Genomic DNA, 23,083 nt, shown 5'->3' with positions numbered 1-23,083 from the left:
TCCCCCTTCACCAAGAAGGTGCCAGATTGTTGTTTGATATCATTTCTACATGTTATGAGACTAAAAGCGTCATCATAACAACCAATATTGAGTTTGGTAGATGGAAAGGTTTCCTGTTTGATGAAAAGCTAACTGCGGCTATCGTTGATAGACTAGTGCACCATTCTCATATGCTCATATTTACAGGCAAAAGCTACCGCATGATGAATTCATTAATCAAGTAATAAGGTTAGTACTGGCTATTGTATTTTTGATTGCCAAAAGTTGTACTTTTCTATTGCCAAACACAACGCTGAAAGAGAAAGCAGATGTGAAAGAATAAAAGACTGGTCAGCAAGCCTGTCGATCTGTTATCTCATGTCCGCATTGATTCGATTCTCATCCGGAAATCGGACCAACATCGGCTTCCCATCAATCCTAGCATCAGTTCTAATCTCTGTTCATCCGCAAAATAAGTGAGCTGTTTACGGGAAAATATATAAGTTGAGCGAAGACAAGTAGAGTGAGAACTGACAGCAAATTAACAATGAAACTACAGAGGGAGCTTACTGTTTCTCTTACGATATTCTGTCGGTGTGATTCCTTCTAGCTTTCTAAACACTTTGCTAAAATAATTAGCTTCTTTGAAGCCTAGTTCCAAAGCAATATTTAATATAGGCATATCTGTGGTCTCTAACCAAGCTTTAGCTTTTTCTATTTTTCTATTTGTAGTGTAAGTAATAAATTTTACGCCCATTTCTTTTTTAAAGAGTCGACTAAAGTAAGAAGGAGAAACATTGAGGAGTTTGGCAGCATCCTCTAGGGGCATATTGTCACCTAGATTATTATCTATATAATCCAAAACAATTTGAATTGAAGAATGTTTTTGTATTTCAGTAGAATCTTTTTCTTCACATGGAGGAAAAGGTTCTACTGTTTTTGAAAAAGCATCTCTTGAATTTATTTGTTTTATATATTTGTGCAATATTAAGTTAATCTCAGTGGGCTTGGGAGGTTTTAAGATATAATCGTTTACTCCAAGCCTAATAGCCTGTTGGGCTAATTGAAAGTCGTCATAAGCACTGAGGATAATGATAATAATATCGGGATGCTTATTTTTAATATATTGGGAGGCTTCAATACCATTTAGACCTGGCATTTTTATATCCATAAAAATAATGTGAGGTTCAAAAGCATCACTTAATCTTATAGCCTCTTTTCCTGAGTTAGCTTCTTTAAAGAGCACTTGACTGTTTAGCACTTCTTTTATAATTATTTTTAAACCTTCTCTTTCTAGTATTTCATCATCCGTTAATAAAATTTTATACATATAGATTTACTCCTTAATTAAATTACTAGGGATAGTAACGGTAATCCTTGTACCTGAGTTAGAGATGCTGCTAATTTTTAAAGAATAATCCTGTCCGTAATAATGAACTAGTCTATCATTAACATTATGTATTCCCAATCCTGTAGTATGACCTGCATCATTTATTGAATTTGCAGGAGGTACTTCTTTATTGTTCAAAAGCAATTTAAGCTTATTAGGAGGGATGCCGACACCATTATCTTCTATAGTGATTAGGACATCTTTTTTTAAAGGATAGCCAATAATAGTAATGATACCTCCTTCTTCTTTAGGCTCTAAACCATGTATAATTGCATTTTCTACGAGAGGTTGCAACGTCATAAAAGGTATTTCTATCGTTTCTAGTTCTTTTGAAATAAAAATTTTGTAGTTAAGTCTACTATGGAAACGTGTTTTCTGGAATTGCAAATATCTTTCGATATATTTAAGTTCTTCCCCTAAGGATACCATTTTGCTTGTTTTTCTTAAAGTATACCTTAATATGTCTGATAAAATATAAACAACTTCTTGGGTTTTTGATGCCTTCTCTATGATACACAAACTACTGATTGTATTTAAAGCATTAAATAGAAAATGAGGATTTATTTGAGCCTGTAACACTTTTAACTTTGTTTCTTTTAGGGCATTTTCTAATTCCAACTGCTTTTGTTTAGTCTCTGCCAGTTTCATGTCTTTTTCATGAAGTTCCTTTTGGACTTTGTTGGTGATTCCCTTCTCAACAATATAATTGCAAAAGAGTGACATTGTTTCTCCTACAGCTTTTATTTTTTCAAAGGATAGTACCGGCAAATCATTATAGGCATCCAGAAAATGTTGATTTTTTTTCCAATCAATAGATTCCTCACAAACTATTTCTAAATTCTCAAGGTGTTCTTCTTCTACCAGTACTTGTCCTGCCATCATGGCTCCTAAATAATGTCCCTGGTAAACAATGGGTGAAGCAAAATCCACTAACCCTGTATGACATCGGTAAATATAAGGCTTACCAGTTCTTGAAGCCTTTAATCCTCCACGAGAATCTGATATTTCACAAAAACACTTACCCTTCTTTTCTTTTCTTATTAAACTGCAAAAATCAGAGCAGTTACTATGCTTTGTTACAGGTCTACCCATCGCATCTACAATAATGACTGCAAAACCTGTCGCCGTAGCAAACTCATCTTGTATTTTTTGGAGTACATCTACATCTATCACGTCTTTAATGTGAAAGTGACTTGCCATTTTAACCTCCTATATTTGTCTAAGTATAAAAATTACTTTATTGGATATTATAACAATATTCATTTATTGTCTATAGATTTAAAGATACTATAAGTTTAAGATATGCTCCGTCTTGATATGTCAAAAAAGTATCAATATATTAAGGAGTATATCAAAAAAGTCTCATTTTTAAAAGTGGAAGTTAAATTCATATCGAAATAATATCCTTGTATCGTAACATTTTACCATAAGTCTATGAAAATAAAGTCAAGTATTGCGGTAAAATGTTTTTGTAGGAAGATATAAATTTAACAATGATTATCTAAATAAAAGGAGGTAAATTATATGAGATCAAAAAGATTCCAGGTTTTAGCAGAGCGCCCTGTTAATAAAGATGGATTTATAGGTGAGTGGGCAGATGAAGGTTTGATAGCAATGGATAGTCCGAACGACCCAAAACCAAGTATAAAAATCGAAGATAACAAAATAGTTGAATTAGATGGTAAAACAAGAGATGAATTTGACATGATCGATAGGTTTATAGCAGACTATGCTATTAATCTAGAGAAGGCAGAGAAAGTTATGAAAATGGACTCTGTTGATTTGGCAAAAATGTTGGTAGACATCAATGTAGATAGACAAACAATCGTTGCATTAACGACTTCTATGACACCGGCTAAAATCGTTGATGTAGTTGGGACTATGAATGTAGTAGAAATGATGATGGCACTTCAAAAAATGAGGGCCAGAAAAACACCTTCAAATCAGTGCCATGTTACTAACTTAAAAGACAATGTTGTACAAATAGCTGCAGATGCTGCAGAAGCTGCAATAAGAGGATTTGATGAGCAGGAAACTACGGTAGGCATAGTACGATATGCTCCATTTAACGCAATTGGCATTCTTGTAGGGTCCCAGGTCGGACGAGGTGGAGTATTAACCCAGTGTGCCATAGAAGAGGCTACAGAACTTGAGCTAGGAATGAGAGGTCTCACTAGTTATGCTGAAACTGTATCGGTATATGGGACGGAATCAGTGTTTACTGATGGTGACGACACACCTTGGTCAAAAGGTTTCTTAGCATCAGCTTATGCTTCTAGAGGATTAAAGATGAGATTCACATCAGGAACTGGATCAGAAGCATTAATGGGTTATACGGAAGGAAAATCTATGTTATATCTTGAGACAAGATGCATTTATATTACGAAAGGTGCAGGAGTTCAAGGTCTACAAAATGGATCTGTAAGCTGTATAGGTATGACAGGTTCAGTACCGTCAGGAATAAGAGCAGTATTGGCAGAGAATTTAATTACTATGATGCTAGATATAGAAGTAGCTTCAGGAAACGATCAAACCTTCTCTCATTCCGATATAAGAAGAACAGCTAGAACTTTGATGCAAATGTTACCGGGCACTGACTTTATATTCTCCGGATATAGTGCTGTACCAAATTACGACAATATGTTTGCAGGATCAAATTTTGATGCCGAAGACTTTGACGATTACAATATTCTTCAAAGAGATTTGATGGTAGACGGCGGGTTGAGGCCAGTTTCAGAAGAAGAGGTAGTTGCTATAAGAAATAAAGCTGCCAAAGCAATACAAGCTGTGTTTGCTGAATTAGGTCTTCCTACAATTACAGATGAAGAAGTAGAAGCGGCAACTTATGCTCATGGGAGTAAGGACATGCCAGCTAGAAATGTGGTAGAGGATTTAAAAGCTGCAGAGGAAATGATGAATAGAGATATCACTGGATTGGACATAGTTAAAGCACTAAGTAAAAATGATTTTGGTGATGTTGCAGAAAATCTTCTAAACATGTTAAAACAAAGGGTGTCCGGAGATTATCTTCATACCTCCGCTATCATAGATAAAGACTTTAATGTAGTGAGTGCGGTGAATGATGTAAATGATTATATGGGTCCTGGTAGTGGTTATAGGTTGAGTGAAGAAAGGTGGAATGAAATTAAGAACATACCAAATGCCATGAAGCCAGATGAGATTCAATAAAGATTTAAATAAGAAGGATGTGAAAAAATGAAATTAATAGAGATGGGAAATGCTAATAAAGGCAGTAGGAAAGACGAAGTAGTTATAGGACTAGCACCTGCTTTTTTAAAGTATCAACATAAGAGCATTGTAGACGTTCCTCACGATAGTATCTTAAGAGAGATCATGGCGGGGATTGAAGAAGAAGGTTTGCAGCCTAGGGTAGTACGTATAGTGAGAACCTCTGATGTTTCTTTTATATCTCATGATGCGGCTAAGTTGAGTGGTTCCGGTATTGGAATAGGAATACAGTCTAAAGGAACGACTGTTATCCATCAAAAAGATTTACTACCATTAAATAATTTAGAAATTTTTTCTCAAGCACCATTGTTAGATTTGGAAACCTACAGATTGATTGGAAAAAACGCTGCACAATATGCAAAGGAAGAATCACCTAATCCCGTACCAACTAAAAACGATCAAATGGCAAGACCGAAATTTCAAGCAAAGGCTGCACTTTTACACATTAAGGAAACAAAACATATAGTCGAAGAAGGAAAGCCAATTGATTTACAAGTAACGTTTGATTGATAGGAGGAAAAAAGCATGCAAAACAGAAAATTAAATCCGAAAAATGATTACCCATTAGCACAGAAAAGACCGGAACTGCTTAAAGCGCCTACTGGGAAAAAACTAGAAGATATTACCTTGGAAAAAGTACTAAATGGAGAAATCAAACCAGAGGATGTAAGAATAGCACCGGAAACCCTAGAGCTACAAGCACAGATAGCTGATGCAGATGGCAGAGTAGCTATTTCTAAAAATTTTAGAAGGGCAGCAGAATTAATAGCTATACCAGATAAAAGAATATTGGAGATTTATAATGCGCTTAGGCCATTCCGTTCTACAAGGGAAGAACTGTTGGAAATAGCAAAGGAATTAGAAGAAAAATATAGTGCAAAGATTAATGGAGCATTCGTTAGGGAAGCAGCTGAAGTATATGAAAAAAGAAAGAAATTAAGAAGAGAAGTATAGAGGTAAGACTTTAGCAGGAGGTATTGCAATGAAATTTATTGCAGGTGTAGATATAGGTAATGCCACAACCGAAGTAGCACTGGCAAAGTTAACTGACTCAAAACAAGTAGAGTTTATTGCTAGTGGAATTGTACCAACCAGCGGAATTAAAGGAACAAAACAAAACATGAAAGGTGTTTTTGATTCTTTAGATCAAGCGCTAAAGAAAGCAGGAATCACCAGAAAAGATTTAGATTTAATCCGAATCAATGAAGCTGCACCTGTTATAGGGGATGTAGCTATGGAAACTATAACAGAAACCATTATTACTGAGTCCACGATGATCGGTCATAATCCTGCCACTCCTGGGGGGCGTGGATTGGGAGTAGGTCATACTGTAGTGCTGAATGGACTAGAAACAATAACCCATAAAGACCCTGTTATAGTGTTGGTTTCTAAAGAAATTGATTTCTTTAAAGCGGCATCCAATATTAATAAAGCTGTAGAAAAGGGAGTTAAAGTATCTGGTGCTATTCTTCAAAAAGATGATGGGGTTTTAATCAATAATCGTTTAAATCAAAAAATTCCTATAGTTGATGAAGTCATGTTGTTAGAAAAGGTGCCAGTTGGAATGAAGGCTGCTATCGAGGTTGCACCCGCAGGTGGTGTTGTAGAGACATTATCGAATCCTTACGGCATTGCCACTGTATTTGAACTAACTTCTGAAGAAACTAAGATGATTGTACCAATATCGAGAGCCTTAATAGGAAATAGATCTGCAGTTGTAATCAAGACCCCAAAGGGAGATGTCCAAGAAAAAAGAATACCAGCCGGCAAGATTTTTGTTCGAGGCGATAGAGGAGAAAAAACAGTAGATGTTGAGGATGGAGCCTCAAAAATTATGGAGGCAGTAACATTCTCTGCAAGAATCGAGGATATAAAAGGGGAAGCAGGAACCAATGCAGGAGGAATGTTAGAGCGTGTTCGACAAGTAATGTCGGAATTGACGAAACAACCTATTAGTGATATTAAAATACAAGATTTGTTGGCTGTGGACACATTTACTCCTCAAACGGTAAAAGGAGGGCTAGCAGAAGAATTTTCCTTGGAAAATGCCGTAGGAATTGCTGCAATGGTAAAAGCGGATAAATTGCAAATGCAAATGATTGCTAAGCTACTGAAAGAAGAAATAAATGTTGAGGTTGAGGTGGGTGGTGTAGAGGCAGATATGGCTATTGGTGGGGCTCTGACAACACCAGGTAGCAACACCCCCTTAGCTATTTTAGATATGGGGGCAGGGTCTACAGATGCGTCTATTATTGATAAAAATGGAGAAATCACTTCTGTTCATTTAGCTGGAGCAGGAAATATGGTAACAATGCTCATAAATTCTGAGTTAGGATTAGATAGTTTTGAACTGGCCGAGGATATAAAAAAATATCCATTGGCAAAGGTAGAAAGTCTATTTCACATTAGACATGAAGATGGGACGGTAGAGTTCTTGGACAAACCAATAGAACCCCAGTTTTTTGCTCGTACTGTTGTATTAAAGGATAAGGGGATGCTAACTATTCCCGGGAATGTTGCTATCGAGAGAATTAAAGCTATTAGAAAAAATGCCAAAGAAAAAGTGTTTGTCACTAATGCTCTAAGAGCACTAAGAACAGTGTCTCCTACAGGCAATATACGAAGCATAGAATTTGTGGTGTTGGTGGGTGGGTCTGCACTGGACTTTCAAGTGCCACAGGTAGTGACGGATGCCTTAGCACAATATGGCGTCGTTGCAGGACGAGGGAACATCAGGGGAATTGAGGGACCTAGAAATGCAGTGGCTACAGGACTAATTTTAAATTATGCTGAGTGTGGGCAAGATGATGGGCAATAAAATGTGTCATAATAAAACTGCGATATTTGTTTACATCTCTCCTGAAATCCACGAAACACCTATTTTAAATGAGGTTCTGTGGGGAATTGAGGAGGAAGAGGTGCCCTATAACGTAGAAACCATTGATAAAAAAGAAGCTACAGAGCTAGGTTACCAGGCTGCAATAGCTTCCCCTTTAGGAGTGGGAGTTGGGTTTGGAGAAGATGGATATATTGCCCTGCATAGTAGCAACCTTAAACAGGATGAACCACTTCTTAAGTTTAGCTTCAAAGAAGAAACGCATAAAGTGAGGGCATTAGGGGCAAATGCCGCTAGATTAGTAAAGGGCATACCATTTAAAGAACTCTAGAAACTATGTATTAAGGAAGTGAAAAAATGGCATCTGTTTATACGAAAACTGGAGATCAAGGAGAAACAGGTTTATTGGGGGGAAGTAGAATAGGAAAGGACGACTTGAGGGTAGATTGCTACGGTACATTGGATGAAGCCAATGCTATGATAGGCGTCGCTTATTCTATGATACAAAATAAGAGGATCAAAGAAATACTGGAAGCCATACAGCAAAAAATATTTTTAATTGGTGCAGAATTGGCAAGTGATGAGAATGGAAAAAAGTATCTGTCTGAAATGATCCATCAGGGTGATATAGAAGATATAGAAAAGGTAATAGATAAATATAGTACACGAGTGGGAGAACAAAAATACTTTATTACTCCTGGACAAACTACTGAGTCCTCTTTCTTACATGTAGCCAGATCCATTATTCGAAGAGCTGAGAGATTAATGGTTAGATTACAAAGAAAAGACGACGTCAGAAAAGATATTTTACAATACATAAATAGGTTATCGGACTTATTATTCATACTAGCTAGAGTAGAGTCTGAAATTCTTAATAAAACCTTAGATAATAAACCAAAAATATGGAGGAGGAAGAAAATTGAATATCAAAACAAATGTTGTGAAAGAAGTTTCTTTAGAGACTGTAAAAAAGATGGCGCAGGCAGCTGAGGAAAAGGCAGCGGTTCTAGGAGTTCCTATCGTATTTGCTGCCGTAGATGCAGGTGGCAATCTAATGATACTGCACAGAATGGAGAAGGCTTTTTTCACAAGTGTTGAAATTGCCGTAAATAAAGCCTTTACATCAGCTGCATTAAGAGTAGGAACTGATCAAGTAGCACCATTGGTACAGCCAGGAGAGAGTCTATATGGTCTACAATTAACCAATGGTTCTAAAATTGTACCCTTTGGTGGAGGTCTTCCCATTAAGGTAGATGGTGAAGTGGTCGGAGCTATAGGTGTAAGTGGTGGAAGTGTAGAAGAAGACATGGCAATTGCAAGCCATGCTTTGAATATATAAACTATTAACTCAATAAAAAGGAGGAATTTATTATGTTTGATTATTTTGTGCCTAGTGTAAATTTTTTTGGTAAGGATTCAGTAAAGGTTGTAGGAGAAAGGTGTCAATTATTGGGAGGAAAGAAAGCCCTCATAGTAACAGATAACTTTTTAAGTAAATTACCAAATGGCCCAGTAGATCAAGTTATTAATTATTTGAAAGAAGCTGGATTAAATACTGCTATTTATGATGGTGTTGAGCCAAATCCTAAAGATACCAATGTTGCAGACGGGTTAAAAATTTATAAAGATGAAAATTGTGATATTATCGTGACTGTAGGTGGAGGAAGTCCACATGATTGTGGCAAAGGAATTGGCATCGCAGCCACTCATGAAGGAGATTTATATGATTATGCTGGAATAGAGAAGTTAGTAAATCCTCTACCTCCAATTGTTGCGGTAAATACAACAGCGGGAACAGCCAGTGAGGTTACTCGTCATGCAGTAATCACAAATACGAAAACGAAAGTAAAATACGTTATTGTAAGTTGGAGAAATACACCACTAGTGTCTATTAATGATCCAATGCTCATGTTGGGCAAGCCACCGGCATTAACTGCTGCAACTGGTATGGATGCTTTAACACATGCTGTGGAAGCTTATATTACATTAGGTGCAAACCCTGTAACAGATGCTGCAGCTATTCAAGCAATTAAATTAATTTCTAACAACCTACGTCAAGCAGTAGCTTATGGACAAAATATTGAAGCTCGTGAAAATATGGCCCATGCATCTCTATTAGCCGGTATGGCCTTCAACAATGCGGGATTAGGATATGTTCATGCAATGGCACATCAGTTAGGTGGACTATATGATATGCCCCATGGTGTAGCAAATGCTATTTTACTACCACATGTAGCTAGATATAACTTAATCTCTAATCCACAAAAGTATGCTGATATGGCTGGATTCTTAGGAGAAAACATCGAAGGACTTTCTGTATTAGAGGCAGCAGATAAGGCAATCGATGCTTTAGTTAGACTTTCTAAGGATGTTGGTATTCCTTCTGGATTAGCAGAATTAGGCGTAAAGGAAGAAGATTTTGAATATATGGCAGAAATGGCTATGAAAGACGGAAATGCAGGCTGCAATCCTATTACAGGTACGGAGAAAGATATAATTGATATCTTTAAAGCTGCAATGTAGTTTGTCTTGCAAAAAAAGGTCGTCCACTTTGATATGAAGGGGACGACCACTATTACAGCTGCTGATAATTGGTACTTGGTAAATAATTGCGAAACTCGTGACTAAAAAAATGATTCCTAAAGACTACGAAGTAAGTGGTTTTAAGCTTCGCATGTACTGATGTTGGTTGATTTTATCGGCTAAAAGAACTGTAACCAATTAAAAAGATTCAGAGCAGGGATTATCGCAGAAATTTGTTTCTAGGTAATTCAATTTTATTACGATCTGGTGAGGAGTTATATTTTTTATGCATGAAATAACTCTTTATTTATAAGGGGTGTGGCGTTTTGCAAACGCTTATGGTACTTTATTTTAAAAAGGGGGAACTTCGATGAAAAAGATTTTATTAGGGGAGCTACTTGCAGAGTTTATAGGAACATTGATTTTAATATTTATTGGTGCAGGATGTGTAGCAGGTTTAGTCTTAACCGGTGCATCTTACACCCAATGGGAGATTAGCATTATTTGGGGTCTTGGAGTAACCATGGCAATTTATATAACTGGTGCTGTATCTGGGACTCATATTAATCCAGCAGTCACTATAGCACTAGCGGTCTTTAGAGGATTCTCTTGGAATAAAGTAGTTCCTTATATTCTTGCACAGATTGCGGGAGCCTTTACTGGTGCAGCTTTAGTTTATAATATGTACAGAGGAGCATTTATAGTATTTGAACAAGAAATGGGAAACGTAAGGGGAAGTCTAGAGAGTCTGCAGACTGCGGGGATTTTTTCAACTTATCCACAATCCTATGTAGGTAATGGTCAAGCCTTCTTTATAGAAGTTGTCATTACTGCATTTTTATTAATGGTAATTTTGGCTGTAACAGATAATAAAAATCCTAATGCACCTAACGGAAAATATGCGCCCTTTGCAGGAGTTTTAATTGGATTGACTATTGCAATCATAGGGGCTTCCTTTGGACCATTAACAGGGTTTGCTATGAATCCTGCTAGAGATTTAGGACCAAAGTTGTTTACGGCATTAGCAGGTTGGGGAAGCATAGGTTTGCCAGGACCAAACAATTACTTTTGGGTACCTATCGTAGGACCAATAACAGGTGCCCTTATTGGTGGATTTATTTACTGTAATGCTATTAGAATAAATATTCCAGGTCTTGTTATAAAGGATGAAGAAAAGTTATTTCGAAAGCATTAGAAAAATAGGGGACACCACTTACAAAAAGTAAAAAGAAATAAATACACTTTCCAAGATACTGACTTGCAGTTTACAGGCTATAGCCTTTGGTATTTCTTTAAAAAGAAGATAGTACGGATGACTTTTAAACTGGTTACAATCCACTGGTGGATCTTGGTGAAAGAAATAGAAGGGACACTATGCAACTAATAGTCAGCAAAACATTACGGGTGTGATACAGCATCCGTTTTCTTCAGTTGTGTGATTAACATATTAATCTTTAAATTTATAAGAAAACATAAAATAAATTATTGCAATAATATGGATATTGTTGGGAAGTATCTATTTTTGTTTTGCCATGCTGGTAAATTCCATTGATTAATGCGAGGTTTTAGCTTATAATTATTGAAAAAAACTATGACGAAGGTGATTTGATGACACTGCAGCAACTTAAATATATAATCAAAATTGTCGAATGCGGCTCGATTACCGAAGCTGCTAAGCAGCTTTTTATAACACAGCCCAGCCTATCGAGTGCTGTCAAGGAACTTGAAAGAGAATTGGGGCTTGAGATATTTTTTCGGACGTCAAAAGGCATAAGCTTATCTGCCGAAGGCACGGAATTTCTTTCTTATGCACGTCAGATCATAGAACAGACCGAGCTTATGGAACAGAGATATATGGGAAAAAAGCCTTCAAGAAGACTCTGTTCGATATCCACTCAGCATTATGCTTTTGCAGTAAATGCCTTTGTAGAATTGCTTTTGGGTTTAGATGTAGATGAGTATGAATTCACTCTTCGCGAAACAAGAACTTATGAAATTATTGAAGATGTCAAAAATTTGCGAAGTGAAATCGGGATATTATACTTCAGCGATTTTAATGAAAAAGTCATTACTAAAATGCTTAAGGAAAACCACCTGGCATTTACTCTGCTTTTTGAAGCTGAACCCCACGTATTCATAAGCTCCAAACACCCACTTGCAACAAACACCCTAGTTACTCTTGAAGATTTAAATGAATATCCTTTTCTGGCATTCGAACAGGGAGAGTACAACTCATTTTATTTTTCAGAAGAGATCCTAAGCACTGTGCCCAGAAAGAAAATAATCCATGTAAGCGACCGGGCTACGCTATTTAACCTTCTTATCGGATTAAATGGATATACGATTAGTTCAGGGTTTCTAAGCCGGGATTTAAATGGGGACGATATTGCATCTGTGCCCCTTGCAACAGATGAGCGGATGCGCATAGGCTGGATCGCCAACGAAAAATCGCATCTGAGCCGATTGGCGCGTGAATATGTAACTATGCTCGAAAGAGTAATCTGTGATTATGGATATAATGAAAATATGAAATAAACAAAAGAATCAAGCCTCTGCTTTAACAAACAGAGGCTTGGCTCATGATGTGAGCAATGTACTTATAGACTCGTAGATTCTACGGGTAATATATGGGTTGTTCATCGTGTATAGGTGAATGCCGTCAACTCCATTGGCTGTTAAATCGACGATTTGGTCAACTGCGTAGGCTATACCGGCTTCTAGAAGTGCTTCTGGATTATTTTCGAAGGTGTTGATGATGGATAGAAATTTTTTAGGCAGATCAACTCCGCAAAGGCTGACCATGCGTTCAATCTGTCTCTTGTTTACTACAGGCATGATGCCTGCCTCAATTGGAACATCTATGCCGGCAATGGCTGCGCGCTCTCTAAAGTCATAAAAATAGCTGTTGTCAAAAAATAATTGTGTTATAAGCTGATTGGTACCTGCATCCACCTTGTATTTTAGATTGTGGATATCTTCAATTGCAGTCGGACATTCCAAGTGATTTTCAGGATAACAAGCTGCTATTATATTGAAATCACCATTATCTTCTATGAAGGATATCAAATCACTTGCATGCTTAAAATCATTCTTGGGAGTGAAGGTGGGGTTTTCATCACCCCTTAAAGCCAGGATATTTTCAATGCCGGCGTTCTTTAAATCATCTAAAACTTTCAAAGCTTCTTTTTTATCTAGATTGATACCCGGAAGATGTACGACGCTTTCAATTCCGTATTTATTTTTTATAGTGGATGCGATTTCAAGAGTTTCGGTGTTATTCTCACTTCCGCCTGCACCAGAGGTAACGCTTATAAAATCCGGTGCTAAGTCTTTTAATTCCTCAACTGTGGAATAAAAGCTTTCGACGGAACCGCTTTGTTTAGGAGGAAACACTTCAAATGATAAAACTCTTTTCTGTTTGAATAATGCAGATGTCTTCATAATTAAAACGTCCTTTCACGCTATTTTTATAGATTTAATATTTATCCTCTGTTTTATAAATATTAGCATAAAAGCTAGACATTGAGTAATACCTGTTACATATAGGATGTCATAGCTTCAGACTATGTGCCTGGAGTATTTATTATTTGGTTGAATTTCTTATGATGATTTGATCTCGGTAAAATCTAGAATCTGCGGATAGGATGATTTAATAATGGGGGATTGACGTGATAAGCTCAGGTCTATGTTACAGCGGTTGACGTCTTGGCTTTCGATTCTTTAAGTTATAAATAATACTGGCTTAAAACTCGTTTGACGCCCTATGTAGCAGTTGTTAAAATGATAATATCAATTAAACTAGAGAATTCAAGAGTATAAATAGAAATCGCAAGATGATTCATTGTTAGAACCATCCATTTGGTTTATTTGGGGGAGATGATACATATGCTTACGGATATTCAACTGGTTTTTATTATTTTGGCTTTAACCATCCTGTGTTTTCTTACACCACGCTTTCGCTCGGATATGGTGGCCTTGTCATCATTGATGGCACTTTATCTTACCGGACTTCTAACGGTACAAGAGGCGTTGTCAGGATTTGCCAACAGCGTGGTCATTATGATTGCCGCACTATTTGTGGTGGGTGAAGGCATTTTTCAAACAGGTCTTGCAGAAAGAGCCGGCAATTTGTTGGTAAAGCACACTGGGAATAGTGAATTTAAAATGACCATATTTATGATGCTTCTGGTTGCACTGCTTAGCGGTTTTATTAGCAACACAGGGACTATAGCCATCTTTATACCCATGGTAGTCAGCTTTTGCCGAAAGATGCAAATACATCCTGGAAAGTTGCTTATGCCTTTAGCCTTTACCAGCAGCATGGGTGGGACATTAACCCTTATAGGGACAGCCCCAAACCTTCTAGCCAGTCAGACGCTGGTAGATTACGGATATGATTCACTTAAATTTGTTTCATTTACAGCAATAGGTGCCATTGTTCTTGTAGTGGGCATCACTTACCTTTGGTTTATAGGTCGCAAAATGCTGGATAGGCCACATGAAAATGATGCTCATAGCGCCAATCAATCTGAAGATATCGATCTTTTGAAGGAATACAACATAAGCCAATATATCCATCATATCAATATACCTGAAGGATTTGAAGATGAGGGGAAGACTCTTAGGGACATAAAATGGAGATCTGTCTACAATATCACGGTACTTGAGGTAATCAGAAAGCCTGCAAAGAAACAGTTCCTTCTTCCTAAGTCCACTCTGCGATTTTTGCCAGGAGCCGACTATTCACCAAAATCAGGTGATTATCTTATCGTATATGGTCACAAAGAAGCCATTTACAAGCTGATTGAAGATAAGGGTGTTGAAATTACTGAGGAAAACGACTCTGGAGATTTTATGCTTGAGAAAGCTAGATTGGCGGAAGTTATATTGACGCCCCAGTCAGCGTTTATTAATCAGTCCATAGAAGACATTCGTTTTAGGGATAAATACGATTTAACGATATTAGCCCTTAAGCATCAATACAAAGATGCAAGACGTCCCGATCAAAACGAGATGCTTTTGTATGGCGATACAATGCTTGTGTATGGAGAGTGGAAGGATATCAACCTATTGCATGAGGAAAAGAGAGATACGGTTGTGTTGAGCCATGTCAGAAAACCTGCAGCTGCCCTCCCTCATCCTGGCAGATCTTTTTTGGCAGGGCTAATTCTTATATGGATGATATTTATGATGGTTTTTGAAGTGCTGCCAACTGTCATAACCGTAATAATGACTGCCCTTATCATAGTATTTACCCGCTGCGTACGGCAGACGGATCACGCATACCGTTCTATAAACTGGCATACAATCATTCTTATAGCGTGTATGCTTCCAATGGCTACTGCTCTTGAAAAGACAGGGGGGATTGAGTATATTTCTGAAAGACTGGTTGCTGGTCTAGGGGATGTTGGGCCTTTGGCAGTAATGGCTGGACTTTATATTATAGCATCGGTATTTAGCCAGTTTATAAGCAATACTGCCACAGCTGTGCTGTTATACCCCGTTGCCATCATGACATCTCAGAATTTGGTGGTAAGTCCTTATCCAATGGTTATGGCCGTGGCATTTGCAGCCAGCATGGCTTTTGCAACACCCGTGGCTACACCGCCTAATGCCATGGTCATGGCTGCCGGAAAATATAAATTTATGGATTTTATGCGAGTAGGAGCACCGGTACAGCTCATAACTGCTATATTCATTATTTTATTTCTGCCTATTTTTTTTCCGTTTTAAAAAAGATAGCAATTTGCTGATTAAAGACAGCTTTGGATAAAAGGGTGATACAGAAAATATAACGAGGTACCTAAAAATCTGTATGGGTGCATTTTCTGCAGTGCTCATATTGCAAAAACTTCTCATATGTCTATAACACCAATAAATGGCAACACCCGATTCACGAACACTTTTACGATATTTGGGTCAAACTGCGATCCTGAACATCTCGTCAGCTCTTTAATGGCTTCCTCTTTGCTCAATCCTTTTCGATAACTTCTATCGCTGGTCATTGCATCATAAGCGTCAGCAACAGCTATTATCCTTGCTCCAAGCTGTATTGCTTCGCCTTTGAGTCCATTCGGATACCCGCTTCCGTCCCATTTTTCATGATGATTAAGTACAAATTGCGCCAACTCCGAAAATTCATTTGTAGAGCTGAGCAACCTCCAACCTATCTCAGGGTGTCTTTCAATTTCGCTTTTTTCATCGATAGTTAGATTCCCCGGCTTATTCAGTATTTTTTCATCTATGCCTATTTTCCCAATATCATGAATTAACCCAGCTATTTTCATCTGATTTATAGCATCCTTATCCAGGTTCATCTTAGATGCAATTGCTTGGCAAATACTGCCCACTCTATTTGAATGGGCAGCCTCTCGCTTGCTTTTCTCAAATAATGTGTTCATTATAAGGTCGATTGTTTTGCTTCTAATACTCGAACGCTCATACAGTTTGTGTCTGTACATATGGTTTTCGGCGTTTGCAATGATTTCGATAAGTGATTGCTTATCTGTTGTTTTGGTATCATATCCAGAGGAGATGGACAACTCAACATTCGAAACCTTCTCTTTAAAGGCCATTTTATTTATGTGGTTTGCAATTTCTGAGCTTTCCTGCGCTGAGGTCTTAGGTAATAAAATAGCGAATTCATCTCCGCCAATTCTGGCAATAAAATCTTTTTCTCGACATGACTTCTTGATTGTCTCTGCAGCTTTTTTAAGAAGGGCATCTCCCGAATCGTGTCCAAATGAATCGTTGACCAACTTTAGTCCGTTGACATCGCACATAATAATTGATAATGGAAGATTCTCTTTTGTGTCTAAATTATTTAACATAATTTCAAAGAAACGTCTATTGTATAATCCTGTAAGATGGTCGTGATTACTAAGGTAGAGTAGCTTTTCTTCTGCTTTTTTTCGTTCGGTGATATCCTGAGCAGCGATGGCAATATCTTCACCCATCGAAACGACTACCAGTCGCAGCCATATCGGCCTAGAAGCTACCTCTCCAACATTGACATCTTCCAATATTTGAGAGTTTCCTGTGTTGGCTACATGCTTATATGTTTCGTAAAAAGAGGTTTCGCTATGGGCCGGGAAAAGATCTAGAAGTCTTTTGCCGATTACCTTTTGAGTATCTGTTTGGTTAAAACGTGCAACGGCTTGATTTTCATAAACAAAGGTAAAGTCAATAATCTCACCTGTTTCGTTACGTACGGGATGAAGTATGGTGAATCCGTCGGGAGATATTTCTTGCGCAACCCTGAATCGTTCCTCACTCTTGCGCAAAGCTTCCTCAGTCTGTTTGCGTGCTGTGACATCGGTATCGCTGCCGCGATAACCTCGCAAGCTCCCATCATCATTTAAAATCGGAAAACCATCGGTAGAGAGAACCACCATATCCCCAGTTTTTGTTAATGATTTATTTTCCATGTCACGAAACAGGTCTTTTCGTTCGAATATATCAAAGGCAGTCAGCTTAAGATCCTCTCGCTCTTCTTCTGGACATAGGTCGTAAAAATGTTTCTTTTGAATCAGTTCTTCAGGACGGTACCCTAGAACTTCCTCAATCAGATGATCGACAAAAGTATACAGACCTTGTTCATCAACTTCCCAAGTGAACGTTCGGGTTTGTTGGCTCAGTTGCCTATAGCGCTCTTCACTTTCTATCAAAGCCTTCTCGGCTTTTCTTTGATCGGTAATATCTCTCATGATGCCATGGGTCTGCTTAAACGTTCCATTGGCCTCATAAGCAATTTTGCCTTCGAAGGCTATTAGTATCCGCCTGCCGTCTTTACTCAGAATCTCAACTTCGCTTTGGATAAAACCCTGCGCTTTGAATAATTGGAAGCGCTGACGAAATGCGTCCACATATTCAGGGCAGAGGAGATCACCAAGCCATGTACCGATAACCTCCTCCTTAGTATATCCAAATGTATCCAGCCATTTCTGATTAACTTCAATAAAACAGCCTTCGGAGTCTAAAGCCAGATAACCAAGAGGTGCTTTTTCAAAGAGAAGTTGGAATTTTTCCTCACTTTGCTTCAATTCGTTTTGAACCTTTTTGTATGCTGTTATATCCCGAGCTGCTCCCCGGAGTCCAACAATATTACCATTCGAGTCAATTATTGCCTCGCCCCGTACCCATATCCATCCATTCAATCCGTCTTTGGATAAAGTTTCTAATTCCAGCTCGTATGGTGTTCCCACAGTGCTTGTTAACTCGAGAGCGGTTGATAAATTATCCCAGCTTGCCGGAGTGAATAACTTCATATACTCTGTGTAGGGTGGAGGTGGGCTTGATGGATCAAATCCATACATTTTATAAAGCTCTTCCGACCAAACAACTTGATTCGTTGCAAAATCCAGTCTCCATGTCCCTAAACGGGCAATCCGTTGCGACTCCAATAAATCATCCATATATTGCTTCAGCTGTATTTCAGTTTTCTTGATTTCGGTAATATCAACTCCGATACCGGTGAAGTATTTATGTCCATCCAAAACGAGAGGGACACCACTTGAACGAGTTAACATTTTTTCTCCGTTTTTTAAAATCAGCTGTGCTTCAACCTCGCCGTATCCTTTTTCGAAAACGTCATGAACCGCCGTGTTTACCTTTAGAATATCTTCCTGATCAAACCATTTTTCGAGGGTCATATGGGACAGTTCTTCCGCTGAAAATCCTGTCATTGTCTCATGATTTTTATTCCATTTTATGAGCTTTCCGTTTTCATCATACACATACAAATAGCCTGGTATACTATCGAATATAGCCTTGATTAATGTCTGTTCTTTCTTTAAATCTTCTAATAATTGCAAAGTTTTTGAGTTTGAGTCCTTCAGTTCTCTGGTTTTTTCTTCTACCAGCGCAGCAAGAAATTCTTTTTCATCACGTTTTTTGATATTTGCGGCTCTGATTTTGAGCATAGCCCGAACCTGTGCAGTCAGTTCGCTTTCATCAATGGGTTTTGATAGAAATGCCTCCGCACCGCATTCTAGCGCTTTTACTCGATTTTCTTTGTCGCCTTTAAGAGCTGTGACAAAAACAACGGGTATATCACGCAGCTCATTATTTGATTTTAGTCTTGTGCATACTTCAAAGCCGTCCATTCCAGGCATAATGATGTCTAGAAGAATCACATCCGGGTCTTCAGCTTCTGCCAGATCAAACCCTTGTTTTCCGCTTAGAGCTGTCAATACCACAGCTTCAGAAAAAGCATCCATGATCAATGCTTTTAAAGTAACCAGATTGTCCCTGTTATCATCAACTGCCAATATTTTAATCTTCCTATTTTCCATATAGCACCTCATTTATTACTATGAAGAATTCATTTGCGATGATAGGCTTGGCTATGAAGGCGTCAAAGCCATGTGACAGGATGGTTTCGCGATCATGTTTCATAACGCTGGCGGTTAAAGCGATAACAGGTATATGCTGCAACTGGGGCATTTTTCTTATCTTCTTAAAGGCCTCTATACCGTTGATATCTGGTAAAGCAATATCCATCAGAACAAGATTTGGTAAATACTGCTTTGCCATTTCTATTCCTTCATGAGCATTGACGGCTTCTAAAACAGTATGATGGTCTTCCAATAGCGCTTTTACAGTAGTCATGTTATCTGGGTTGTCTTCAACCACCAGAACTACCTGTTTGCCTTCGATTAGTGGAGACTTTTTCGACAATTGATCTTCCTTGACCTCGTAGGGTCTCAGCATATTCGCAACAGCTTGCTGAAGTTCAAGTCGCTTAATATGGCCTTTTTGAATGAGTTGATGTATGTTGTTTCTTTTCAGGTGTTTTAGTTCGTCTTTCGTAATATGCTTTGCTGTCAGTATCAATACCGGGATATGAGCGGTAGGCTCCGCATTGCGCAAGATTTCTAATATCTTAAACCCATCAACATCAGGCATCATCAGATCAAGTATCATAGCATCAGGTATCGCCTGATCAATGATTGCGAATGCCTCAATTGCATCGTGGGCAATCTGAATTTTACATCCTATGTCCTCTATGAGGTCCTTTATCTGAATGATTGCCGATTCATTGTCTTCAACCAGCAGAATTGTCTTTTCGGTTAAATCGCAATCAATCTGGCGCACTGACCTATTCGTTTCCAAATTTCGATTGTCCGTTTTTATCTGTTCCTTTATCTGGTTTTCAATAGAATATCGTATAGGTAGCTTGAGTGTGAATTCCGAGCCCACATCGGGTTCGCTTTTTACAGTGATGGTTCCTCCGAGCAGGTTGGCATATTTTTTAGAAATGGACAGTCCCAGGCCTGTTCCACCAAACCTTCTCGAAGTGCTGCCATCAGCCTGCCTGAACTCATCAAAAATATACGGAAGATGCTCTTTTGGAATCCCTATCCCGGTGTCTTTCACAATTATTTCAATACTATTTTCGCGTTGAGAAACAAAAATCTCAACAATGCCTTCTACAGTAAATTTAATTGCATTAGCGACTATATTTTGTAACACATGTCGAAATTTATTAACATCACTGTTTATAATTATTTCACTTTCTTTTGATTCGTAGAGTAGCTCCGTATCCTGTTGTTGCGCCTGTGGTTGTATCATCGACACCACTTCGGCAATTGCGTGACTGGCATTAAACTCAGTGATTTCAATTTCTTCACGACCGGCTTCGATACGCGAAATATCAAGTATATCGTTGATCAGTGTTAAAAGATTTTTTCCGTTTCGTTCTATTATTTCTAAATAACTGAACTCCTCTTCTGGGATTTTGCCGATAAGTCTGCGACTGAGCACTCCTGAAAGAGCAATCACCGAATTTAGTGGAGTTCGTAATTCGTGGCTCATATTAGACAAAAAAATTGTTTTAAGACGGCTGGCTTCATCAAGCTGTCTTTTTTGCATTTCCAGTTCAGCATTTTGCTCTGTCAGTTCGTTTGCTTGCATTCCCAGTTCTTTTGTCTGTTGCTCGAGCTCCGAGTTAGTGCTTTGAAGTTTTTGAGAAAACTCGAGAATTCGCTGTGAGGATAGTACTGCGGTAAGACTTGCTGTGATTTCATTCACTAAACCGTTTATCAAACGAACTGAGTCTGCAGAGTAGCCCTTGATACTGGCAAGTGATATTACTGAAACAACATCAGCTCCATTAACTATAGGAATAGTAATGATTCCTTTGGCTTTATAATCTCCGCTGACAGTGGAGAATACAACTTCTGCATCTGAAGGGATATCAGTTACATGCTGTACTTTTTTTGATGCAAGCACTGCCCCAAATTCCCCTTCTTTTGCAGTTGAAGAAAAAGAAGAAAGACTATTATGTTTTACGCCAATAGACTCGTATCGCTCAAAATGTCCGTTCGAGTCATTTAAAAAATAAATGGCACTAATCTGTGAGGAAGTCAGCTCCAGAAGTTTTTTTAATAATTCCTGACAAAACGTACGCAGGTTGCTATTATTGAACATAACTGATGATATAAGTGCGGCATTTTCTTTATACTCAATTTCCTTTTGTATGGTTTCAGCCATTTCGTCGAATGCCCTTGAAAGCTCTCCCAGCTCGTTTGGTGATTGATATTGTATGCGGGTGTCCAGCTTTCCTTGGCGCATAGCGTTAGTGGCAGAAATTAATGCTGTGAGCGGTGGCAATATACCATTCCTAAGAAAATATCCTAGACCAATTAATAATAAAAGCATTCCGATGCATACGAGTAACATTTGACGGATGACTTGGTTTCTTTGTTCCTGAGCTGTGCGAAAAAAATCATCAGCCTGAATAGTCGCAGTGTCGCTGAATTGGGTTAGCTGATTAACGACTTTATCCGCCTGAAATCCCCCAATGCCGCTAGCCTTAACTCTATTTTCTACTTCTTCTACTTGACCAGCATGCAACAATCGGATGGTTTCTTTCCGAATGGTTTCCCATTGAGCCAATGCATCTGAGACCTCATCGATATTGCTCTGAGGACCTAGGTATCTGTTATAAAGAATGTCCATCTGCCGATTTATGCCTGCTTCATAGATATCAATATTGTTCTTGAGCTTCTCTATTTCCTGCGGGTCTTGTTCAAAAGGTAATTGACGCATATCTCTATGTATTAAAAGAACATTTTCTTTTATATCACCCACTGCTCGGCGAATTGTTAAAGGATGATTATATAAGTCGGCTGTATTGTTCCATATAGAATCAATATAATACAAGGAGCCTGAGACGATGATCATTGCTATAATGAATACAGCACCTAAAGATACATTTATTTGTTTTGATATGCTAAGATTTTTGAATTTCATTTTGCACCCCTTCGTTTTTTAAATATCGGGGAAGGTGGGACTACCAAAAACAAATCCTTGAATTTAGCAACGATTTGCATTTCCGCTTCGCCTGTTATCAGATATCCATGTTCATCCATCGAATCAATCAACTTCTTTACCATGTTATGCTGGTAATTTGGTTTGTAGTAAAACAACATATTACTGCATACAACGAGATCGAAATTGCCAAAGATGCTCTCTTGAGGGCAAGCTGATCGGTTATCAAGAAGATCATAGGTAGAAAAACTCACATGTTGTTTCAACCGATCGCATACTTTGTATTTTTCGCCTGATTTGACAAAAAAATCGTTTAAGTCTTTAACCCTGATCATCTGAATGTCCTTTTCATTGTATTCACCTTTTTTTGCCGCGTGAAGCGCTGATTCAGATATGTCCGTGGCAATAATGCGATACCTCTTTTTTATTTGTTTTTTTGAAGTTATACTTTCAATCAGCATTGCGATTGAATAAACTTCCTGACCTGACGAACAACCTGCAGACCAGATCCTCAGCTCATTATTGTCTGATTTTTCTTCCATCAGACGCGGCAGGATCCATTGCTCTAAATGTGCAAAAGTTAGAGGATTTCTGAAAAATTCAGTATGGATAATATTCAATGATTGGAAGAGTATTGTCGCTTCATCGGAATTGCTTGATAAATATTGTATATAGTCGGAAATGTTCTTGGTTTCTGTAATCGAGCATCTTTTTTCCACCGCTCGTTTAAGAAATGAAATATCATACTTTGAGATATCTAATCCGTAGATGCTTCGCACGCTATGTATTATTTCGTTGTTCATCTTATCTCCTCGAACATGCTTTTTTTCATT

18 protein-coding genes are annotated in these 23,083 nt (G+C 38.1%); 12 read left to right on the top strand and 6 right to left on the bottom strand.

Annotated features, from left to right (window positions below; all coding sequences use genetic code 11):
* Window positions 1-224 (top strand): ATP-binding protein (locus BUB93_RS01780; RefSeq protein WP_159432048.1); only part of this gene is annotated, 224 nt, incomplete at its 5' end.
* Between the two features lie 308 nt (window positions 225-532).
* Here BUB93_RS01780 and BUB93_RS01775 read toward each other — a convergent pair.
* Together BUB93_RS01775 and BUB93_RS01770 are read right to left on the bottom strand one after the other, a co-directional pair.
* The gene (locus BUB93_RS01775) at window positions 533-1,309 is read right to left on the bottom strand and encodes a response regulator transcription factor (protein ID WP_073269335.1); all 777 of its coding nucleotides are present in this window, start codon (window positions 1,307-1,309) and stop codon (window positions 533-535) included.
* Window positions 1,310-1,315: 6 nt separating this feature from the next.
* On the bottom strand, window positions 1,316-2,569 hold the full coding sequence (locus BUB93_RS01770; protein ID WP_073269334.1) for a sensor histidine kinase: 1,254 nt from the start codon (window positions 2,567-2,569) through the stop codon (window positions 1,316-1,318).
* 324 nt (window positions 2,570-2,893) lie between these two features.
* Between BUB93_RS01770 and BUB93_RS01765 the strand changes: the two genes are divergently transcribed.
* The 10 genes from BUB93_RS01765 to BUB93_RS01720 all read left to right on the top strand — a co-directional run bounded on the left by BUB93_RS01765 (window position 2,894) and on the right by BUB93_RS01720 (window position 12,512).
* Window positions 2,894-4,558, top strand: coding sequence for a propanediol/glycerol family dehydratase large subunit (locus tag BUB93_RS01765; RefSeq protein ID WP_073269333.1), 1,665 nt, complete (start codon window positions 2,894-2,896; stop codon window positions 4,556-4,558).
* A 27-nt stretch (window positions 4,559-4,585) separates the two neighbouring features.
* Window positions 4,586-5,128 (top strand): propanediol/glycerol family dehydratase medium subunit, encoded by a 543-nt coding sequence (locus tag BUB93_RS01760; RefSeq protein ID WP_073269332.1) that lies wholly within the window; start codon window positions 4,586-4,588, stop codon window positions 5,126-5,128.
* A gap of 15 nt (window positions 5,129-5,143) precedes the next feature.
* Window positions 5,144-5,572 (top strand): diol dehydratase small subunit, encoded by a 429-nt coding sequence (locus BUB93_RS01755; RefSeq protein ID WP_073269331.1) that lies wholly within the window; start codon window positions 5,144-5,146, stop codon window positions 5,570-5,572.
* 28 nt (window positions 5,573-5,600) lie between these two features.
* Window positions 5,601-7,436 carry a diol dehydratase reactivase subunit alpha gene (locus tag BUB93_RS01750; protein WP_073269330.1) on the top strand — a complete coding sequence of 612 codons (1,836 nt, stop codon included), beginning with the start codon at window positions 5,601-5,603 and terminating at the stop codon, window positions 7,434-7,436.
* On the top strand, window positions 7,423-7,785 hold the full coding sequence (locus BUB93_RS01745) for a glycerol dehydratase reactivase beta/small subunit family protein (RefSeq protein ID WP_159432047.1): 363 nt from the start codon (window positions 7,423-7,425) through the stop codon (window positions 7,783-7,785). Before BUB93_RS01750 ends, BUB93_RS01745 begins: the two co-directional genes overlap by 14 nt.
* A gap of 26 nt (window positions 7,786-7,811) precedes the next feature.
* Window positions 7,812-8,444: a cob(I)yrinic acid a,c-diamide adenosyltransferase gene (locus BUB93_RS01740; RefSeq protein WP_073269329.1), complete on the top strand. Its 633-nt coding sequence runs from the start codon at window positions 7,812-7,814 to the stop codon at window positions 8,442-8,444.
* Window positions 8,374-8,793, top strand: coding sequence for a GlcG/HbpS family heme-binding protein (locus BUB93_RS01735; RefSeq protein WP_200789374.1), 420 nt, complete (start codon window positions 8,374-8,376; stop codon window positions 8,791-8,793). The genes BUB93_RS01740 and BUB93_RS01735 overlap by 71 nt, the downstream gene beginning before the upstream one ends.
* A 32-nt stretch (window positions 8,794-8,825) precedes the next feature.
* The gene (locus BUB93_RS01730; protein WP_073269328.1) at window positions 8,826-9,977 is read left to right on the top strand and encodes an iron-containing alcohol dehydrogenase; all 1,152 of its coding nucleotides are present in this window, start codon (window positions 8,826-8,828) and stop codon (window positions 9,975-9,977) included.
* A 370-nt stretch (window positions 9,978-10,347) separates the two neighbouring features.
* Entirely contained in the window at window positions 10,348-11,172 is an 825-nt protein-coding gene (locus tag BUB93_RS01725; protein ID WP_073269327.1) for an MIP/aquaporin family protein, read from the top strand.
* 413 nt (window positions 11,173-11,585) lie between these two features.
* Entirely contained in the window at window positions 11,586-12,512 is a 927-nt protein-coding gene (locus BUB93_RS01720) for a LysR family transcriptional regulator (RefSeq protein ID WP_073269326.1), read from the top strand.
* Between the two features lie 42 nt (window positions 12,513-12,554).
* Here the strand turns inward: BUB93_RS01720 and metF are convergent, their stop codons facing one another.
* Entirely contained in the window at window positions 12,555-13,418 is an 864-nt protein-coding gene (gene metF / locus BUB93_RS01715; RefSeq protein ID WP_073269325.1) for a methylenetetrahydrofolate reductase [NAD(P)H], read from the bottom strand.
* Window positions 13,419-13,862: 444 nt separating this feature from the next.
* On the opposite strand from metF, the gene BUB93_RS01710 reads away from it, so the two are divergent.
* On the top strand, window positions 13,863-15,710 hold the full coding sequence (locus BUB93_RS01710) for an SLC13 family permease (RefSeq protein ID WP_073269324.1): 1,848 nt from the start codon (window positions 13,863-13,865) through the stop codon (window positions 15,708-15,710).
* Window positions 15,711-15,832: 122 nt separating this feature from the next.
* Here the strand turns inward: BUB93_RS01710 and BUB93_RS01705 are convergent, their stop codons facing one another.
* From BUB93_RS01705 to BUB93_RS01695, 3 genes are read right to left on the bottom strand one after another with little or no spacing between them, the layout of a single operon-like run.
* On the bottom strand, window positions 15,833-19,270 hold the full coding sequence (locus BUB93_RS01705; RefSeq protein WP_073269323.1) for a PAS domain S-box protein: 3,438 nt from the start codon (window positions 19,268-19,270) through the stop codon (window positions 15,833-15,835).
* Window positions 19,260-22,232: a response regulator gene (locus tag BUB93_RS01700; RefSeq protein ID WP_073269322.1), complete on the bottom strand. Its 2,973-nt coding sequence runs from the start codon at window positions 22,230-22,232 to the stop codon at window positions 19,260-19,262. The genes BUB93_RS01705 and BUB93_RS01700 overlap by 11 nt, the downstream gene beginning before the upstream one ends.
* Window positions 22,229-23,053, bottom strand: coding sequence for a CheR family methyltransferase (locus tag BUB93_RS01695; protein ID WP_073269321.1), 825 nt, complete (start codon window positions 23,051-23,053; stop codon window positions 22,229-22,231). Before BUB93_RS01695 ends, BUB93_RS01700 begins: the two co-directional genes overlap by 4 nt.
* Between the last annotated feature and the right edge of the window lie 30 nt (window positions 23,054-23,083).

Source organism: Alkalibacter saccharofermentans DSM 14828, from assembly GCF_900128885.1.
Classification (GTDB): Bacteria; Bacillota; Clostridia; order Eubacteriales; family Alkalibacteraceae; genus Alkalibacter; species Alkalibacter saccharofermentans.
This window is presented reverse-complemented; position numbering and strand designations above follow the sequence as displayed.

Bases quoted from the DNA above. Each gene is read 5' to 3' on its own strand.
- BUB93_RS01775 (WP_073269335.1), bottom strand. From the start codon at position 1,309: ATGTATAAAATTTTATTAACGGATGATGAAATACTAGAAAGAGAAGGT.
- BUB93_RS01770 (WP_073269334.1), bottom strand. From the start codon at position 2,569: ATGGCAAGTCACTTTCACATTAAAGACGTGATAGATGTAGATGTACTC.
- BUB93_RS01765 (WP_073269333.1), top strand. From the start codon at position 2,894: ATGAGATCAAAAAGATTCCAGGTTTTAGCAGAGCGCCCTGTTAATAAA.
- BUB93_RS01760 (WP_073269332.1), top strand. From the start codon at position 4,586: ATGAAATTAATAGAGATGGGAAATGCTAATAAAGGCAGTAGGAAAGAC.
- BUB93_RS01755 (WP_073269331.1), top strand. From the start codon at position 5,144: ATGCAAAACAGAAAATTAAATCCGAAAAATGATTACCCATTAGCACAG.
- BUB93_RS01750 (WP_073269330.1), top strand. From the start codon at position 5,601: ATGAAATTTATTGCAGGTGTAGATATAGGTAATGCCACAACCGAAGTA.
- BUB93_RS01745 (WP_159432047.1), top strand. From the start codon at position 7,423: ATGATGGGCAATAAAATGTGTCATAATAAAACTGCGATATTTGTTTAC.
- BUB93_RS01740 (WP_073269329.1), top strand. From the start codon at position 7,812: ATGGCATCTGTTTATACGAAAACTGGAGATCAAGGAGAAACAGGTTTA.
- BUB93_RS01730 (WP_073269328.1), top strand. From the start codon at position 8,826: ATGTTTGATTATTTTGTGCCTAGTGTAAATTTTTTTGGTAAGGATTCA.
- BUB93_RS01725 (WP_073269327.1), top strand. From the start codon at position 10,348: ATGAAAAAGATTTTATTAGGGGAGCTACTTGCAGAGTTTATAGGAACA.
- BUB93_RS01720 (WP_073269326.1), top strand. From the start codon at position 11,586: ATGACACTGCAGCAACTTAAATATATAATCAAAATTGTCGAATGCGGC.
- metF (WP_073269325.1), bottom strand. From the start codon at position 13,418: ATGAAGACATCTGCATTATTCAAACAGAAAAGAGTTTTATCATTTGAA.
- BUB93_RS01710 (WP_073269324.1), top strand. From the start codon at position 13,863: ATGCTTACGGATATTCAACTGGTTTTTATTATTTTGGCTTTAACCATC.
- BUB93_RS01705 (WP_073269323.1), bottom strand. From the start codon at position 19,270: ATGGAAAATAGGAAGATTAAAATATTGGCAGTTGATGATAACAGGGAC.
- BUB93_RS01700 (WP_073269322.1), bottom strand. From the start codon at position 22,232: ATGAAATTCAAAAATCTTAGCATATCAAAACAAATAAATGTATCTTTA.
- BUB93_RS01695 (WP_073269321.1), bottom strand. From the start codon at position 23,053: ATGAACAACGAAATAATACATAGCGTGCGAAGCATCTACGGATTAGAT.